This window comes from Bacillus stercoris, assembly GCF_029772985.1.
Classification (GTDB): Bacteria; Bacillota; Bacilli; order Bacillales; family Bacillaceae; genus Bacillus; species Bacillus stercoris.
This window is the reverse complement of the sequence record NZ_CP121861.1, coordinates 2,386,874-2,404,711: the sequence shown is the minus strand read 5'-3', so window position 1 is coordinate 2,404,711 and position 17,838 is coordinate 2,386,874. Positions and strand designations below refer to the sequence as shown.

Genomic DNA, 17,838 nt, shown 5'->3' with positions numbered 1-17,838 from the left:
TGAGACAGAAATTCATTTATTTTGTTTACTTCCTAGAATATATATTATGTAAACTAAATCTTTTAGTAGTTGGTTACTAAATCTTGGCCTTCCGGTCTTTTCTTTTCTTAAAGTTTGAATTGTCAACAAGTCAAACTTTCGATAGCGTTCTACATTTCCCTTCCCTGAATATTCATAATATCTATCTCAGTAATAGTGCACCAGTTGTCGTTCAGAATGGATCTAGTTTTACTTTCTGTAAAGAGAACATAAAAGTGAATCCATTAAATGATAAAATACTTATTTGTTTATAACGCTTATGTTTATTCCTTATACATTTATTTTAACAAGCTAATGCCCTCCCGCATTTAAAAACCTTGAATCATGTGTTTCAAAACGACGCACGACACGAAAAAAAGCGATTTTCTGATCGGAAAATCGCTTTTTTCTGACTTCAACTTTTTTATTCCCGTGCAGGTTTATTTGTGGCACCCTCGGCGGTTAATGTCCGTATCCGCTCCAATGCGGTACCGCTTGCCTTAGGTGTCCTTAACGATTTACAACAAATGTTGTCACGCTTTGAGCTGGAAGATGGGCCCAAAAATGATTGCCTGATACAGTGAGATTCGTTCCAGGTTGTAGATTGCTGCTGCTGCTCGTGATCCATCTAGATACGTTTGAAGCAGATCCATTCTGCAAAACAAAGTTTTGGTTGACCCCTGTGTTGCTTTTGTTAATGGCAACAATAACGACCTTGTTGTCACCTTTATAGGCTGACACGTAAACGTTCGTATTCGGATTTTTCGTTGCATCAATCCTTACATAGCCGGGACGCACAAACTTCGAGAAATGAGCCATATTGTAGCCGCGTTTACTGATCGTACCATCTTCTTTCATAGGACCATATGATCTTCGGATGTACCACCATACATAAGCTTGAAAATCTCCCTCTACCATCGAATTGTGAATATGTTGTGAAACATCCAATGCCTCGGGCCATCGATCCGCCGAGTTGTTATCACTGTTCGGATAGTATACTTCCGTCATCCATAGGTCTTTCCCTGCTCCTTTTTGTTTGAAAAGAGGATAAGGGAATTGGCTGACCTGAGTGCCGTACAGGTGGGTTCCGAGAATATCCATATTGCCAAGAGCCTGCGGGTCGTTCAAGATCGGGTCCGACAAATTCTTCAAGTATTGAAATGACTCAGGCGCAATGACACGGGCATTGATCGAGCCGGCGTTTTCTCTCATAAAGCGAAGTATTTCTTGCGGCGTCCACCACGTCCACTCGTGAGCGTAATCAGGCTCGTTTTGGACCGAAATCGCATAAAGATTCACACCATTATTTTTCATGAAGGTAACAAAATCGTTAAGATACTGCGCATATGCGGCGTACTTATCGTATTTCAGCCGTTTAGCCGATGTATCACCATTACGATTAAAGGTCTCAACCATATCACTTGGAGGATTCCAGGGAGAAGCAAAAACGATTGCCCCATGTTTGACTGCACTCTTGGCAGTATCCACCTCTTTATACCAATTATTTCGATTTTCATCTACATGAATTCTTAAGATGGAAAAGCCTAACTGATTCTGTCCATTGCCAAAAGCCGTTTCTCTTTGAGCTGCTGTAAGATCCCCAGCCCAAGCCGGATGATTCATCCCTCCAAAACCCCGAATCACTTGTTTCTCTGCAGATACATTAACTGTTACATCACTGGCTGCCAAAACTTCAGTAGCGCCTGGCCCTAACATGACTGACAGCATAGTGAAACATACTAATAATATACAAATTGTTTTTTTAAAACGTGGAATCATTTATTTCGCTCCTTCGTCATGTGTCTTTTACGGTATTAGAAAATTCATAATGGCGGGCTATTCCGGTGCTGGTCACCCGTCTCGTTTTTAAACGGTCCCATTACGAATCCTATCTTTGTGTAAACTGCCAGTAATCAAAATTAAACAAGTTTCCTGTACCTGTTCCGGTAAATACAAAGAATACTTTGTGCACACCGGTTGCCCCGCTTACTGCAGTTTCTATCTCTCTCCACGTTTGCGCTCCGCCTGTGGAAGGTACATTCAGGGTTCCAACAAGCTTACCATCAGCACTGTCGAGGCGCACTTCTATTTTTCCGCCTAAAGTGGATGCTACATTTGCTTTAAATGACCTGGCACCGCCCGCTCCAAAGTCTGCATTTCCTACAGCAATCCAGTCTCCATTTTGAATGCTTGTTACATGCTGATTATTTACTGGCCCGCCGGGTGCTGTGGACTTCTCTGTCAAAATGCGTCCATTCCAGGCAAACGTTTCAGCTTCTACCCGGTTATATGGGTTTAAATTGGAAAGCTGTGTTACACCTGCATAATTTGCTGCTACCTCTTGGATGGATCCATCTGGGTTATGCACCAGCTTATTAATATGGGGAGAACGGTAACCTTTGCCGGCCCCGAACAGAGCGGAACTGACAGTTTGCGCATGGTACACTGCATACCACTCGTTTTTAAAATTGAAAACAGCATGATGGTTGTTTCCGCCGCCTCCGAAAAATGCACCCGGATTTTTCAGGAAGTGCCCTCTATATGTAAAGGGACCCATGGGATTTGAACTGGTCATGTAGCCGATCTCACCCGGGGGTTTATCGGCCGGGTGCGCGCCGCCGAAATTGATGCAATAGGAATAGTAGTATGTTCCGTTATGCTTGTGCAATCCCGAATCTTCAAACATGAAAGGCGCATCAATTGTGGATGCACTTCCCTCAACACTCGTCATATCAGGCCCCAATTTTATGACTCTTGCCGTTTTAGGATTGGCCCATTGTCCCTGCGTTGGATTTGAACCGCCAGGAACGCCTCCCCCGGCATACAGGTAACCGGTGCCGTCATCATCTACAAATACTGCCGGATCAAAAAGCCATACAACACCAGACATTCCTGGCGTACTTGGCGTTACGAGCGGTTTTCCGATTGGGTCGGTCCATGGACCAATCGGGCTGTCTGCGGTGAGAACCCCGATACCTCCGCCGCTGTTTGCGAAATAAAGGAAGAATTTATCCTTGCCATTTATTTTTTTTACTGCGATTGACGGTGCCCATGACGCACCTGCCCATTTTGCAATTCCACGGCCTCCATTAGCTCCATTGGCACCTGCTACCGGAATGGCTCCGTGATCTGTCCAGTTCACCATATCCGCTGAAGATATGACGAATACTCTATTCAAATTGGCAAATGAATTATCTTTAATTGTTCCGTTGCTATTATATTCATAATCATCACTTGACATATAAATGTAAACCCTTCCGTTATAGGTCAGCGCAATCGGATCTGCTCCCAAATGATGGTCGATAAGCGGGTTTGAATTCCCTATATGTTTTGCAATTGTAGTACTGGTGGCAGCATACGCAGACTTTCCAGATAAGCAGCTCAATAATAAAACTAGAATCCATAAACATACGCTACACTTTTTCCTCATCACTTAACATCCTCCTTTTTCCTTAAAATGGGGGGGATTTTCTTTTGGAATTTGATAACAACAGGTCATGAAGATCGCACCACTAAAACCATTGAACGGAGATGCATATTTATCCAAAATATCCCTTTGTCTAACATCCTACCTTATTAAAAAAATTGTGTATAGGATACTTTTGGAGGAATTCGTGTTCGATTCTACAAAGGAACTGGATACATTTATTCATTGATAAGATGGGGCTAACATAGACGGCTGTTACCGACTTCTTCTTCGCTTCCTGTTCCCTCGAATCTCGTTGTTTTAGAGCTATTGACATAATAGACATCTCTGCAGATAGGAAATCATGGCTCGAAACTTCTCAATCTATTGAATTCTGCCTGCTTTTTCTGCTGATTCCTGTTTACATTGTTCTCTTCTTTGTAAGACATTTCGTTATCATTCCGCCCTCTTCCCCTTCGACATACTGCATATTTTGTCCATCCTTATGTAAAGAGAGCGGTATACCCGTTTTTTCATTTTTTGTTCATATTTTATTAATTGTTTATTCAACACTGTCCGTTAAAGTAATCCATATCAACAAATATGGCAGCTATTCGCATCTTTTATGAAGGGAGGTCGGTGCCGTTATGCTGAAAGAAAAAATAAAAACATTAGGACGCTTTTGCACCGTAGGCGTCGGCAATACGCTGATAGATTTTGGTGTCTTCTTTCTCCTTACTGCTTGTCATGTCCCTTATCTGTCGGCGCAGATCTGCTCCTATTCGGCAGGTATCATCAACAGCTATGTGTGGAACCGGAATTGGACGTTTCGTGTAAAACGTAAGGCTGACGGGAAAGAGATTGTGCGCTTTCTCATGATTAATATTGCCACGTCGGGGATCACCTTTTTGCTGCTTTATTTGTTTCAAAACTGCGGATGCTCGCTTTTGGTGAGTAAGCTCGCCGCCACTATCGGCGGAATGATGATGAATTTTATAGGAAACCGAATCTGGGTATTTGGAGATTCGCTGAAAAATATACAGGATCAGGAGTGAAGATGAATGAGAAAAAAAGTGAGAAAAGCGGTTATTCCCGCAGCGGGTTTAGGAACGAGATTTCTGCCGGCGACAAAGGCGCAGCCTAAAGAAATGCTCCCAATCGTCGACAAACCAGCAATCCAATATATTGTAGAAGAGGCCGTAGAGTCAGGAATTGAAGATATACTGATTATTACAGGGAGAAACAAACGCTCGATTGAAGATCATTTTGACCGATCGGCGGAATTGGAATTCAATCTGCGGGAAAAAGGCAAGACGGAGACACTTGAAGAAATGCAGCAGATCGCCGATTTGGCCAACATTCATTACATCCGCCAGAAAGAACCGCTCGGATTAGGCCATGCGGTACTGTGTGCGGAGCATTTTATCGGAGATGAGCCTTTTGCCGTTCTCTTAGGTGATGATATTATGGTGTCTGAAACACCGGCTCTTCGGCAATTAATGGATGTATATGACGTTTATGGCACAGAGGTTGTCGGTGTACAGTCAGTTCTCCCTGAGGATGTCAGCAAATATGGTATTATTAATACGTCTGGAACTCATGGGCATGTGTATGAAGTGAACGATTTAGTTGAAAAGCCTTCACCTGAAGAAGCGCCTTCCGACATCGCCGTAATGGGACGGTATGTGTTGAATTCTTCGATCTTCCCCGTTTTGAAGTCAATTGGCAGAGGCGCGGGAAACGAAATTCAGCTCACAGATGCGCTTCGTGAGGTTTGCCGTAATGAGCCGATCCATGCTCGACTGCTGGAAGGAAATCGATATGACATTGGCGATAAGCTGGGCTGTTTTAAAGCGAGCACTGAAATCGGCTTAATGCGTCCCGAAATGAGATCTCAGCTTTTGACCTATTTAGAAGGTGTAATCAAACGGGAAACGAAAGAAATGCTGCGGTAAAAAAATTGTAACCATCTTGCTCGTCAATCAGTCATATAATAGTGAAAAAGATTAGGACAGGTTGTGAAGAATGTGGGCAGTTTGATAAGCGAAATTTTAACATGGCTGACGAACATGGGATATGCGGGTATTGCGATTGGGTTAATGATTGAAATCATTCCGAGTGAGATTGTATTAGCTTATGGCGGCTATATGGTATCGGAAGGCACGATTGGGTTTATTGGCGCCATTATTGCGGGTGTTATCGGAGGTACCATTGCCCAGATCTTTATTTACTGGATCGGCCGCTATGGAGGCAGACCATTTTTGGACAAATACGGGAAGTATTTATTGATTAAAAAGCATCATATCGACATGTCGGAAAACTGGTTTCAAAAGTACGGCGCCGGGGTTGTTTTCTCGGCTCGTTTTATACCGGTTGTCAGACATGCGATATCCATTCCAGCAGGTATTGCCAGAATGCCATTTCTCAAGTTTGTGGTACTGACTGTGCTTGCTATCATTCCTTGGTCTATCCTGTTTGTGTATTTAGGCATACAGCTGGGAAGCCAGTGGGATGATGTAGAGAACATAGCGGGTACTTATACAACACCGATTATGATATTGGCTGTTGTTGTGATAGCCCTTTATTTTGTGATCAAGAAACGTACAGCCATATTCAAACGATAGCTAGCGGATATGCATAGGGGTGAATGACGCTCCCCTATGCATATTTATTTACTTGCGATGCTGATTTGCCAGCTTCAGATTCTCCGCTAAAAATGCGACAAACACTTCATCCCGCACGAGCGATGCGGCATAATTTCTTTTAATGAACCATTCTGCTTCTTCAAACGCTGCGAATGTTTCATCCTGTGTTTCCCCATTAATTTGGATATTCCACTTGTTGTCTAAAGGAAACAGAAAAAATCTCATTTGAGCACGATTTTCATATAATGATCCGTTCGCAGATCCTTTTAGATTATAGATGTTACGGAAAGCATCAGGCCGTACAGGATCAATCCGGAAAGCTTCAGTTACAAACAACTCGTATACTTCATCGGTTATTGAACAGCCGGATGCCTTTGCATGCCCTCCGCCTCCGTATCGGCCGGCGATCTCTGACACATCGATGTAATCATGAATGGTGCGCAAACTGACTCGTTTTGATCCCATGCTTAAAATCGCAATGTAATCGAGGTGAGGATTATCTTTCCCTAGCCTGTTTCCCAGTTCTGAATGGTACGATTCAGCGTGAATAATGCCTACACAGTGTTCGTGCACAAAGGTTTGTACCATTTCCCTTTTCTTTCTTCGGAGGTAACGCTCAATTTTTTCGTCTTCTAAATCAAGCAGTTTTTCTTCAAAATCATCGAAGAAAAATTCGTCATGCGAGGAAAGGCGCTGAATCATTTTTGCCTCAAATTCATCAATTGACAACAAAAAGAAAAGATCATTAAGCCGCTTCGCCTGTTTTTGATCGTACCGCTCCCATTCCCATGTATCGTATTGGCGGACGAGCTCTGTGAATTGGTCTAAGGCATTTGTGGGTTTCATGAAGCCATTTTCAACAAGATAGCCATATAAAAGTGACGTCGCGGATGTGAGCCTTCCATCATCGTATTCCACCTGGATTAATCCCCATTCATGCTCATTCAAATGAAGGGCTGTTTTATGGTGGTCAATAAGCTTCACGTTGCCCCCTGCATGAACATAATCATTCAATCTCTGTTCGTTTTCTTCATTGACGGCGAGATCGGTGATGAATAATGCATCTTGTCTGTTGCTCTCCTTCATTTTTTCCAAAAAGTACTGCACCTGTGCGTTTAAGCCGTTGACAGAGTTATACCGGACCTCAACGTCTTTTCCGAATGCCAATTTTGCTACGATTCCGCACCCTACTCCGTCCAAGTCGTTATGTGAATATAAATGATACATAATGTAGGCCCCTTTTTATGATAAACTGACAATTGCCGCTAAAGATGCGGCAGCCTTTATTTACTATTCTAAAAAACAAAGCGTTTTATGCAAAGGCGATTAGTTTACATAATATTATTATTGTGAATATATAAAAGAGCGCTTTTGGCGCTCCTAAGTTCTTGCTTTTTTATACCGGATAAACCGGATGCTTTCGATTGGTAAATGTCATTTCCTTTGTCATGTAGGCCTTCAGCCGTTTGGCCAGCTCATCACGCAGCGAATTGGCTGGGATAACAGCATCAATGATCATTTCAGAAGCCAGACGGTAGATATTGATGTCTTCTTTGTATTCCTCCCGTTTGCTGCCGATAAATGCGGCTCTCTCTTCTTTTGGCAGTTCGGCGATTTTTTTAGCGTAGACAGCGTTTACCGCGGCTTCAGGGCCCATGACGGCGATTTGGGCGGTTGGGAGCGCTAGACAGCAATCCGGTTCAAATGCCGGCCCTGCCATTGCATATAGCCCCGCTCCGTACGCTTTTCGCACAATGACAGAGAGCTTTGGAACAGTTGCCTCCGACATCGCAGAAATCATTTTCGCTCCGTGTCTGATAATCCCCGCCTGTTCCACTTTTGTGCCAATCATAAAACCGGGAATATCCGCTAAGAACAGCAACGGGATATGAAATGCGTCACATAAGGTAATAAACTTAGCCGCTTTGTCTGCTGAATCATGGAATAAGACGCCGCCTTTAACCTTCGGCTGGTTTGCAACAATGCCGACAGGCTGTCCCTCGATCCGTGCGAAGCCTGTTACTAATTCTGGTGCAAATAAGGCTTTGATCTCAAAAAATGACCCTTCATCAATGATCCGCTCAATCAGCTCATGCATATCAAAAGGTGCGTTCTGGTTTTGCGGAATGACGTCGGCAAGCGGGATGTCGAAGTGTTTTGGCGGGCGTTCCTCATGAATGGGCGCTTTTTCTTGAAAATTTGCCGGAAAGTAAGACAAATAAGCCCGCGCCAGATGTATGGCTTCTTCTTCAGTTTCTGCAAGAATATCTCCGCAGCCGGAGATTGAGCAATGCATACGAGCGCCGCCCATTTCTTCGAGAGACACTTTTTCGCCAATGACCATTTCCGCCATCCTAGGCGAGCCTAAATACATGGAGGCGTTACCGTCTACCATAACGACGATATCACAGAAGGCCGGAATATAAGCGCCTCCTGCCGCAGACGGTCCGAAAAGCAAACAGATTTGCGGAATGCGTCCCGATAATTTAACTTGATTATAAAAAATTCTTCCTGCTCCGCGTCTCCCTGGAAAGACATTGATTTGATCGGTGATTCTGGCGCCTGCTGAATCGACTAAATAAATGAGCGGAACGTTTAGTTTTTCGGCAGTTTCTTGAATTCTGATGATTTTTTCAACGGTTTTAGCTCCCCAGGAGCCCGCTTTCACTGTTGAATCATTTGCCATGACGCAAACGGTTTGGCCGCCGATTTTGCCGATCGCTGTTACCACTCCGTCAGCGGGAAGGCCGTCTGACATGCATTCCGCAAAAAAAGCGTCTTCTAGCTCAATGCCATCGTCAAAGAGAAGCGAGAGCCGCTCTCTGACAAAGAGCTTGCCTTTTTCTCGATTGCTTTGGTGATACTTTTCCGCTCCGCCTTTTCGGATTCGTTCGGCCAATTCTGTTCGTTCCTTTTCATAATCCATGAGCATTGCCTCCCTTTTATATTCCCTTATATACGGCCCGTCTTTTTTCTTGAAATGCCTGAAGTCCTTCTCTCCTGTCTTTTGAAGGAATGGTATGTTCATACGCCTTTTGTTCAATCGCAAGACCTGTAGCGAGATCTGTCTCCAATCCTTTATTGATTGCGAATTTAGCTTGACGGACAGCGATCGGCCCGTTAGCAGAAATAGCTGCAGCCAGTTCCTCTGCTTTTGGCATAAGGTCACAAGGAGCCGTGACATGCTCTACAAGGCCTATTTCTTTTGCTTCATGAGCGGTTACGCGTCTGCCGGTATAAATTAATTCTTTGGCTTTTCCTCTGCCAATCAGCCGGGGCAGTCTTTGGGTCCCTCCAGCGCCTGGAATAATAGCTAACCCTGTTTCCGGGAGTCCCAGCACAGCTGATTCAGATGCAATTCGAAGATCGCATGCCAATGCCAATTCTAGCCCGCCGCCTAATGCGCTGCCGTTTATCGCGGCTATGATTGGCTGCGGCAAGGCTTCAAGGAAAGACGCTGTTCTTTGAATGAGAGATACACTTTCCAGAACCTGATCTTCTTTTAGTTTTATTCGTTCTTTCAGGTCTGCCCCCGCACAGAACGCTTTTTCGCCGGTGCCGGTGAGGATGACGCAGCGAATGTTTGAGTTGAATTCAATTTCCTGAAGACTCATTTGCAGGTTTCTAAGCATTTCTGCTGAAAGAGCATTTGCCGCTTGAGGCCTGTTTAAGGTGATCAACGCAATATGTTCATTTTTCACAGTGAAAAGAATAGATTCTCCCATTGTATGCGTCCTCTCTTTTATCAAGATGATTTAAATACTTGTAAATTTCGGCTCGGCAGCTGTTTGCCCATTTTTTCTTCAATCCATTTGGCCGCAGATAGCAGTTTTTCGAGCTTTACATTTGTTTTGATGCCCATCTGTTCAAGCATGTACACGATATCCTCAGTTGCGGCGTTTCCTGATGAACCTGGCGCATATGGACATCCGCCAAGCCCGCCTGCCGAGCCGTCGAATACCGTGATGCCCATTTGGAGCGCTGTGACCATGTTGGCGAGCGCCGTTCCTCTCGTATCATGAAAATGCAGGGCGATTTGATTCGCGGGGAATCGTGCCAATAGAGCTTCAAGTACAGTTTCAACCTGGGCGGGATTAGCCGCTCCAATCGTATCTCCAAGTGACAGTTCAGAAATCCCAAATTCAAATAGAGCTTCTGAAAGGCGAATGACTTGTTCAACGGGGACAACTTTTTCGTACGGACAGCCGAAAACAGTCGAGAGGTAGGCTCTTGTTGTGAGGTTTGCTTTTTTTGCGTCATTGTTTACTTGTTTGAGTACACGAAGAGTATCAGAAGTGGATTTATTGATGTTTTTTCTGTTGTGCGTTTCGCTGGCGGACATAAAAACGCAAGCTTCGTTAATGCCTCCTTCAAGCGCATTCTCCAGCCCTTTTTGATTCGGGACAAGTGCCGCGTACGTCACCCCTTTTTCACGGTTGATGCCTTTTGCCACATCAATAGCATCTCGAAGCGCCGGAATCCATTTCGGATGAACGAAGGATGTGATTTCAATATACGAAAGCCCTGTCCGGGAAAGCTGGTTGATCCAGGTTATTTTATCCTTTGTTTCGATCCATGCGGACTCGTTTTGTAAACCGTCACGCGGGCCGACTTCTTTGATTGTCACTTTTTTAGGATATGACATGGTCTTCCTCCAAATTATTGAGTGGAATCGCTTAGTTCGAGCAGTACGTCGCCTTCATTTACAAAGTCGCCTTCATTTTTTTTGACTTCTTTTACGACTCCGCTTCTATCGGCAACGATTGGGATTTCCATTTTCATCGATTCCAAAATGGCAACCTCCTGGCCTTTTTCAATTTTGTCGCCGGCTTTGACGTGGACTTTCCACAGGTTTCCTGCCATTTGTATGCTAACTGTCATAACAACTGCCTCCTTTATAGGTGTTGTTTCAAAAAGTCAGTCGTAACATCCCCTTCTTTAAATGCCTTTGATGCCGCAGCCTGTATGAGAAGCGGAAGATTTGTTTTGATTCCTTCTACATGGTAGTCGCGAAGCGCTGTCTCCAGTTTTTCAATTGCTTCTGTTCTGGACTGGCCTTTGACGATCATCTTAGCGATCATCGGGTCATAAAAAGGGGTAACAATGCTGTCTTTTGCTACCGCACATTCGTGTCTGACCCCTTTATGGTCAGGGAGTGAGAACGCAGTGATCGTGCCTGGTGACGGGTAGAAGGTCTTGGGGTCTTCCGCGTATATTCTCACCTCTATCGCATGCCCGTTTCGTTTGATGTCTTTTTGAGAGAATGTGAGTGTATGGCCCGCAGCAATTCGCAGCTGCTGCTCAACTAAGTCCAGGCCTGTTATTTCTTCAGTCACGGGGTGTTCAACTTGCAGTCTCGTATTCATTTCGAGGAAATAAAAATTTTGCTTTTGGTCAACTATAAATTCGATGGTGCCTGCGTTCGTATAGCCGATTGACTTTGCTGCTTTTACTGCCGTTTGCCCAATCCTCATTCTCAGTTCATTGTCTACAAATGGAGACGGCGCTTCTTCAATGACTTTTTGGTGGCGCCTCTGAACTGAGCAATCGCGTTCAAACAGATGTACTGTATGGCCGTGTTGATCGGCTAAAAGCTGAACTTCGATATGGCGTGCATGTTCAATGACTTTTTCTATATACATTGATCCGTCACCGAAAAAATCTGCCGCGCGCTTTTTGTTCCCCTCGTACGCTTTTTTTAATGCTTCTTCATTTTCAACAAGCTGCATTCCGATGCCGCCTCCGCCTGCTGAAGCTTTCAGCATGACAGGATATCCGATTTGACCAGCAGTGCGGCAGGCTGCCTCTATGTCTTCGAGGGGTTCTGAAACGCCGGGCACCACAGGGACACCCGCAGCCTCCATTGCTTTGCGCGCTTCAATTTTGCTGCCCATCTTTGCGATGATATCGGGTGAAGGTCCGATAAACACGATGTTTTCTTGCTTGCAGCGTTCAGCAAATCGGCTGTTTTCTGATAACAATCCATATCCCGGGTGGATCGCGTCGGCATTTGCTTTTTTTGCCGTCTCTATGATTCTCTCTATATTTAAATAACTTTCACTGACTCTTGATTCCCCGATCAAATAAGACTCTGTAGCGGCTTTTGTATGGGACGCTTCCTTGTCTGCTTCTGAATAAACCGCGACTGTTTTGATGCCTAGACGGCTGCACGTTCGGATAATTCTCATTGCAATTTCTCCGCGGTTGGCGATCAGTACTTTAGTAAACATGATTTCACCTCATTGAGTTGATGATAAGTTGAACATTTCAATGGTTTTTTCTCGCAGTTTATATTTTTGAATTTTGCCTGAAGCCGTCATCGGATAGTCGTCTGTAAAAATCACATAACGCGGAATTTTGTGGCGGGCGATTTTTCCTTTGCAATAGGCTTTAAGCTCATCAGATGAAACGCTTTTACCGTCTTTCAGTTTAATCCAGGCTGCAGCCTCCTCCCCGAATTTGGCGTCAGGCACACCAACGACCTGTACGTCTAAAACAGCGGGATGCCGGTATAAAAATTCTTCAATTTCCCGCGGGTAAATGTTCTCGCCGCCTCTGATGAGCATATCTTTTAATCTTCCGGTGATACGGCAGTACCCGTCTTCATCCATGACAGCAAGATCTCCTGTAAATAGCCATCCGTCATGATTGATTACTTTTCTGGTCGCTTCTTTGTCTTTATAATAGCCTTTCATGACGTGATAGCCGCGGGTGCATAGCTCTCCCTGCACGCCTCTTTGAACTTCTTGGCATGTCCCGGGCTCTACAATTTTCACTTCAGTATGCGGCAGGGCTCGGCCGGTTGTTTCGACTCTTCTTATGAAGGAATCATTTGCCCTCGTTTGCGTAATGACCGCGAGGCTTCTGTTTGTCCATAGGCGATCGTAATGTCTTTCATGCCCATCCTTTCAATCACAGCTTTCATTACTTCACTTGGACAAGGAGAGCCGGCCATGATGCCTGTTCGGAGCGTTGATAGATCATATGCATCAAAATCCGGATGATGCAGCTCGGCGATAAACATGGTAGGCACACCATGCAGCGCTGTGCATTTCTCTTTTTCTACCGTTTTAAGGACGGTAACGGGATCAAATTCTGGAACAGGTATCATGGCTGCCCCGACGGACACACATGCCAAAACCCCGAGCACGCATCCGAAGCAGTGAAAAAACGGAACCGGGATGCACATGCGGTCTTGAGCGGATAAAGCCATACATTCAGCAATATTGGCAGCGTTATTGATGACATTAAAATGGGTCAGCATCACGCCTTTAGGAAACCCTGTTGTTCCTGATGTGTATTGCATGTTAATCACATCGTCCTTATCCAGGCTGTTCATTCTTGCTTCCAGCTCAGCATCTGTCATTGTTTTCGCCAATCTCTCTATATCGTCCCAATGATATAAGCCAGGCAATCGTTTATTGCCAATATAGATCAGTGTTTTTAAAAAGGGATAGCGTTCTGATTTCAGTTGGCCGGGCTTTGCTTCTTGCAGTTCTGGTATCAAACTGTTCACAATGTCTGGATAAGAAGTGCCCCTGTATGAATCCATGATGATAAGCGCTGCGGCATCCGATTGCTTTAACAAGTAATCAAGCTCGTGTGCTTGATAATTGGTATTGACGGTTACGAGCACGGCTCCAATCTTCGCAGTTGCGAACTGGACGGCAAGCCATTCAGGGATATTAGAAGCCCATATGGCGACGTGATCTCCTTTTCCAATCCCCATCCGCATAAGACCTTTAGCGGTTTGGCGGCACAGACTGTCAAATTGGGCGTACGTATAGCGGATATTCCGGTCTGGATACACAACCGCGTCTCGATGGGGATGCGCTTCAGCTGTTTGTTCCAGGAGCCTGCCGATTGTGGAATGGATGAGTTCAGCCATTGATTGTTCCTCCTTTCTTAATAGTGAGAAAGCGTTTACATTTTCATTTTAAAAGCTGTCTGGCGATTACGAGGCGCTGAATTTCAGATGTGCCTTCACCGATTTCCATTAATTTTGCATCCCGCAGCATCCGTTCCACCCCGTACTCTTTCATATATCCTGAACCTCCATGGATTTGAATGGCTTGATTGCAAGCTCTAGTCGCCATTTCAGATGCGAACAGCTTGGCGTACGCCGCTTCTTTTGTGAACGGGCGGTTATGGTCTTTCAGCCAGGCTGCTTTTAACACCATTTGCCGTGCCAGATCAATTTCCATCGCCATGTCAGCAAGCTTAAATTGAATCGCTTGGAAGGAAGAAATCGGCTGTCCAAATTGCTTCCGTTCTTTCGCATATGCCAATGATGCGTCAAGTGCCGCCTGGGCAATGCCAACCGCAAGAGCAGCAATGGAGATTCGCCCGCCGTCCAGCGTATATAGAAATTGTTTAAATCCTTTTGTTGGATCGCCGAGTAAGTTGCCCGCAGGCACTCTTACATCCTCAAGCAAAATTTCTGCTGTATTCGAACCACGGACGCCCATTTTATCGTACGGGCTCGTAATCGTAAGTCCTGGTGTGTCAGTTGGCACAATCAATGCGGAGATGATGTTTTTTCCGTCTTTGTTTTTGCCTGTTACCGCGGTCACAATAACTGTCCGTGCGTAGCTTGCATTTGTGATCCAGCACTTTTCGCCGTTGATTACATATTCGTCACCATTTGAAATCGCTTTTGTTTGAGTGCCTCCCGCATCTGAGCCGGCATTTGGTTCCGTCAGGCCGAATGATCCGAGTGCTGTGCCCGAAGCCAGCGGCGTCAAATGCGTCCGTTTTTGTTCTTCTGTTCCAAAGTAATAAAGAGGGCTGGCGCCTAATGAGACCGCTGCAGCGTAGCTTAATCCAGTACTGCCGCAAGCTTTGCCGACTTCTTCAACCGCTAAGGCATATGAAATCGTATCACCGCCAGATCCGCCGTACGCTTCTGGAAATGGAATACCCATCAGCCCGAGTTCACCCATTTTTTTAAATGTTTGGATCGGGAACTCGCCCGTTTGATCTACATGTTCAGCGTGAGGAGCAATTTCTTTTTTCGCAAAATCTTTTACCATTTCACGCACCATTTGTTGTTCTTTTGTCAGCTCAAAATTCACGTCGTTTCCCCCTTCACATCTTTGTAACATTTTATTAGGCGAGTTCTATAATCATTCCCTGACAAGAAAAGTCTGAAAATTAAAACTGAATCATTTTTTATGTGATAATATCAGCGGAATGAGCAAATACATGCCGTAGGCGCATACCATCCATATCGCAAACGCAATGACTTGGCCCTTTGATAGAGCCGGGAAGATAAGGGGATGATTCCAAAGGGAAATCGTATCAATCAATAAACCGACCGCTGACCCCCATATACCGAGCTTGATCACCGCGTACTGTGATCGGTCGAGTTTGGGTAATCATGTTATGTACTGTTTTTATGTTATGTTTCGGGATGATTCCGCAGTAATTGAATCCTTTTTCATTATCATAGATCGAAAACACGTCCTGTACATGGATCTCTTCGATTTTACTTAGTACTAGGTTCTCAGATTCCAATACTGGAAAATGTCCAAACACCGCTTCCACATTCATGCGAGTCTCTCCCTTGCTTTTTTTGTTTCTATAAAAATTCAGCGGCTTATCATCATTTCCTGTTTTCAACATCATTTTTTTAAAAAAGACGACTTGGAAAGCCGTCCGTCTCATTTCTTATTTTGTTGTTCGTTTGGAAGCCTTGCTTTCGTTATGAAGCCGGTCTGCTGAAGTGACATAATACGTATATTTCTTGTTAGGATCTGCCGTGTTATCTAAGAAGGTTTGCTGCTCATGTGTTTTTCTTTGCGTTGCCAGCAATGTTTTCTGCTTTTTCCCTTCGGCTCTGTATATTGCGTAATAGGCTGTTTCTTTCGTTTTTTGATTTGATGGATGGTCTTTAATCTGCAGAAGGTTGCCGTTTTTGTTTTCGATGACTTTTGTAAGCTTCGGTTTTTTTGGAGCGGTACTGTCAAGCCAAGGCATTTGCGGAACCAATGCCGGCTTGCTGTAAAGATCAGTGATGAGCCTGTCTTTGATGCCAAGCGGATTTTTGTTGAGGTCCTTGAGGCTGAAATGCATGCTTCCTTTCACCAGCTCATGCTGACGGTTCAACGTGATTTGCCGCACATATTCCTCGGGGTCGGACCAAGGTGGATCAAAATTGTTATTGATTTTATATGCTGCCTGGCCAATATATAAGTGAACAGGCCTATTTTTAACTTCATTGCTCCACCAATCAGCCAGCACGTCGTAAGCCGCTGCGTTAAAGCCGATACTCCAATAAATTTGCGGAGCGATATAATCGATGTCACCTTCTTGGATCCAATGTCTTGTGTCTGCATATAGGTCGTCATAATTTCTGACGCCTGCTATTGTATTCGATCCGGTCGGGTCATCTGCGGCGTTTCTCCATACGCCAAAGGGACTGATGCCGAATTTGACATACGGTTTTGCAGCTTTAATTGTTTGGTTGATTTGTTTGACAAGCTGGTTCACATTGTCCCGCCGCCAGTCATCAATATTCGAAAAAGCGTGTTTTCCGTATTGTTCATACTGTGCTTGATCAGGAAATTCCTTTCCCGCTATTTTATAAGGATAAAAATAATCATCCATATGAACGGCATCGATATCATAATGTTTTACGACTTCTTCAATTCCTTTAACGATAAAATCTCTCGCTTCTGGAATGCCCGGATGATAATACAGCTGGTTTCCGTAGGCGGCAACCCAGTCTGGATGTTTTCTTGCCGGGTGACCTTCAGACAATTTATTAAGATCTGTATGATTCATCGTAATACGGTAAGGATTAAACCACGCGTGAAATTCCAAATTTCGTTTGTGGGTTTCCTCAATCATAAATGCAAGCGGATCATAGCCCGGGTCTTTCCCTTGGACACCTGTTAAGTATTCAGACCAAGGTCCGTAAGCGGATGGATAAAAGGCATCAGCCGTCGGTTTAATCTGAACAATAACGGTATTCATTCCCATTTTTTGCACATCATCCAGCAGTTTGCTATACTCCTGCTTTTGCTTTTCAACCGATAACCCTTTTTTTGACGGCCAATCAATGTTCAATACGGAAGCTATCCATACGGCTCTCAGCTCCCTGTCAGACTGTGCATTGGCCATAAACGGAACGGAGATGACAAACGTTCCGACGATCAAGCTGACAATTAAACGGACAATCGACTTTTGGCAAACCTTCATTCTGTTTCTTCTCCCCCATTACATCACTTTCACTATTCGCTATTACGGTATTCTCGGGCTATAAAAGGGTGATTAACAGAATGAAGAAATCAGGATTTATGTCTATCTCACTAAATAAACGAAAAAAGTCCTAAAGCATGTTGTGAGCCGCTTTTAGGACTTTTTATCATTCATCATGGTTTGCAGGCTTTTTAACACATCAATGAGTTTTACGCCGACACCGACAGCCGTTTCAAGGATCGCTTGTGCCCCGGCGATGGCTAAAATAAAGATCAGCGGTATAGCAATACGAGGCAAAAAAAGATAGCCAAGTCCGATCAAGATGGCACACCAAACACCGGCACACCAGTAGCAATTGAGCATGTATCCAAAATTAGAAGCCGGCACGCTTTTTTCGTCTACATGCCCGTTTTGATCTACAATCCTTTTCTTTTTCATAAAAGGTTTTCGGATAAATTCTGTGATTTTGTCGAATACAATCAAATGTGTCAGCCTGTAACTGGCTAGAATCAGCATGATAAATGTAAGAAAAGATAGGTGATCCATGGGAAGCCTCCAAGAAAAAGG

The 17,838-nt window shown here is 44.5% G+C and carries 13 protein-coding genes and 4 pseudogenes; 3 read left to right on the top strand and 14 right to left on the bottom strand.

Translation table 11 applies throughout. The annotated features are described in order from the left end of the window. Positions 1-528 precede the first annotated feature (528 nt). Together xynC and xynD are read right to left on the bottom strand one after the other, a co-directional pair. Positions 529-1,797 carry a glucuronoarabinoxylan endo-1,4-beta-xylanase XynC gene (gene xynC / locus QA442_RS12775; protein ID WP_279473099.1) on the bottom strand — a complete coding sequence of 423 codons (1,269 nt, stop codon included), beginning with the start codon at positions 1,795-1,797 and terminating at the stop codon, positions 529-531. A 109-nt stretch (positions 1,798-1,906) separates the two neighbouring features. After that, positions 1,907-3,448 carry an alpha-L-arabinofuranosidase gene (xynD, locus tag QA442_RS12770; RefSeq protein WP_168780962.1) on the bottom strand — a complete coding sequence of 514 codons (1,542 nt, stop codon included), beginning with the start codon at positions 3,446-3,448 and terminating at the stop codon, positions 1,907-1,909. Between the two features lie 579 nt (positions 3,449-4,027). Here xynD and QA442_RS12765 point away from each other — a divergent pair. The 3 genes and pseudogenes from QA442_RS12765 to uptA all read left to right on the top strand — a co-directional run bounded on the left by QA442_RS12765 (position 4,028) and on the right by uptA (position 6,048). Then, positions 4,028-4,479 (top strand): annotated as a pseudogene (locus QA442_RS12765) (GtrA family protein). A 6-nt stretch (positions 4,480-4,485) separates the two neighbouring features. Continuing rightward, positions 4,486-5,379, top strand: a complete 894-nt coding sequence (gene galU, locus QA442_RS12760; RefSeq protein ID WP_071581696.1) for a UTP--glucose-1-phosphate uridylyltransferase GalU — start codon at positions 4,486-4,488, stop codon at positions 5,377-5,379. Between the two features lie 72 nt (positions 5,380-5,451). Then, positions 5,452-6,048 (top strand): undecaprenyl phosphate transporter UptA, encoded by a 597-nt coding sequence (uptA, locus tag QA442_RS12755; protein WP_003231529.1) that lies wholly within the window; start codon positions 5,452-5,454, stop codon positions 6,046-6,048. Positions 6,049-6,096: 48 nt separating this feature from the next. Here uptA and nrnB read toward each other — a convergent pair whose 3' ends face one another. From nrnB to QA442_RS12695, 12 genes and pseudogenes are all read right to left on the bottom strand, one after another. Then, positions 6,097-7,296 (bottom strand): oligoribonuclease NrnB, encoded by a 1,200-nt coding sequence (gene nrnB, locus QA442_RS12750; protein ID WP_095432860.1) that lies wholly within the window; start codon positions 7,294-7,296, stop codon positions 6,097-6,099. Positions 7,297-7,465: 169 nt separating this feature from the next. After that, entirely contained in the window at positions 7,466-9,001 is a 1,536-nt protein-coding gene (locus QA442_RS12745; protein WP_095432861.1) for an acyl-CoA carboxylase subunit beta, read from the bottom strand. Between the two features lie 10 nt (positions 9,002-9,011). Next, entirely contained in the window at positions 9,012-9,794 is a 783-nt protein-coding gene (locus QA442_RS12740) for an enoyl-CoA hydratase (protein ID WP_071581699.1), read from the bottom strand. Positions 9,795-9,814: 20 nt separating this feature from the next. Then, positions 9,815-10,714, bottom strand: a complete 900-nt coding sequence (ldeG, locus tag QA442_RS12735) for a hydroxymethylglutaryl-CoA lyase (protein WP_095432862.1) — start codon at positions 10,712-10,714, stop codon at positions 9,815-9,817. A 14-nt stretch (positions 10,715-10,728) separates the two neighbouring features. Next, entirely contained in the window at positions 10,729-10,950 is a 222-nt protein-coding gene (locus tag QA442_RS12730; RefSeq protein ID WP_014664155.1) for an acetyl-CoA carboxylase biotin carboxyl carrier protein subunit, read from the bottom strand. A gap of 14 nt (positions 10,951-10,964) precedes the next feature. Further along, on the bottom strand, positions 10,965-12,299 hold the full coding sequence (locus QA442_RS12725) for an acetyl-CoA carboxylase biotin carboxylase subunit (protein ID WP_095432863.1): 1,335 nt from the start codon (positions 12,297-12,299) through the stop codon (positions 10,965-10,967). 9 nt (positions 12,300-12,308) lie between these two features. Next, a pseudogene (locus QA442_RS12720) lies at positions 12,309-13,957 on the bottom strand (AMP-binding protein). 43 nt (positions 13,958-14,000) lie between these two features. Further along, the gene (locus QA442_RS12715; RefSeq protein WP_095432865.1) at positions 14,001-15,143 is read right to left on the bottom strand and encodes an acyl-CoA dehydrogenase family protein; all 1,143 of its coding nucleotides are present in this window, start codon (positions 15,141-15,143) and stop codon (positions 14,001-14,003) included. 90 nt (positions 15,144-15,233) lie between these two features. After that, a pseudogene (locus QA442_RS12710) lies at positions 15,234-15,440 on the bottom strand (hypothetical protein); the annotation flags it as partial. A gap of 4 nt (positions 15,441-15,444) precedes the next feature. Beyond that, a pseudogene (locus QA442_RS12705) lies at positions 15,445-15,621 on the bottom strand (GNAT family N-acetyltransferase); the annotation flags it as partial. Positions 15,622-15,738: 117 nt separating this feature from the next. Beyond that, entirely contained in the window at positions 15,739-17,271 is a 1,533-nt protein-coding gene (locus QA442_RS12700) for a glycoside hydrolase family 10-like protein (RefSeq protein ID WP_095432866.1), read from the bottom strand. A gap of 153 nt (positions 17,272-17,424) precedes the next feature. Further along, a complete protein-coding gene (locus QA442_RS12695) occupies positions 17,425-17,817 on the bottom strand; it encodes a DUF1360 domain-containing protein (protein WP_014476970.1) in 393 nt (130 codons plus the stop codon). Positions 17,818-17,838 lie beyond the last annotated feature (21 nt).

Bases quoted from the DNA above. Each gene is read 5' to 3' on its own strand.
- xynC (WP_279473099.1), bottom strand. From the start codon at position 1,797: ATGATTCCACGTTTTAAAAAAACAATTTGTATATTATTAGTATGTTTC.
- xynD (WP_168780962.1), bottom strand. From the start codon at position 3,448: ATGAGGAAAAAGTGTAGCGTATGTTTATGGATTCTAGTTTTATTATTG.
- galU (WP_071581696.1), top strand. From the start codon at position 4,486: ATGAGAAAAAAAGTGAGAAAAGCGGTTATTCCCGCAGCGGGTTTAGGA.
- nrnB (WP_095432860.1), bottom strand. From the start codon at position 7,296: ATGTATCATTTATATTCACATAACGACTTGGACGGAGTAGGGTGCGGA.
- QA442_RS12745 (WP_095432861.1), bottom strand. From the start codon at position 9,001: ATGCTCATGGATTATGAAAAGGAACGAACAGAATTGGCCGAACGAATC.
- QA442_RS12740 (WP_071581699.1), bottom strand. From the start codon at position 9,794: ATGGGAGAATCTATTCTTTTCACTGTGAAAAATGAACATATTGCGTTG.
- ldeG (WP_095432862.1), bottom strand. From the start codon at position 10,714: ATGTCATATCCTAAAAAAGTGACAATCAAAGAAGTCGGCCCGCGTGAC.
- QA442_RS12730 (WP_014664155.1), bottom strand. From the start codon at position 10,950: ATGACAGTTAGCATACAAATGGCAGGAAACCTGTGGAAAGTCCACGTC.
- QA442_RS12725 (WP_095432863.1), bottom strand. From the start codon at position 12,299: ATGTTTACTAAAGTACTGATCGCCAACCGCGGAGAAATTGCAATGAGA.
- QA442_RS12700 (WP_095432866.1), bottom strand. From the start codon at position 17,271: ATGAAGGTTTGCCAAAAGTCGATTGTCCGTTTAATTGTCAGCTTGATC.
- QA442_RS12695 (WP_014476970.1), bottom strand. From the start codon at position 17,817: ATGGATCACCTATCTTTTCTTACATTTATCATGCTGATTCTAGCCAGT.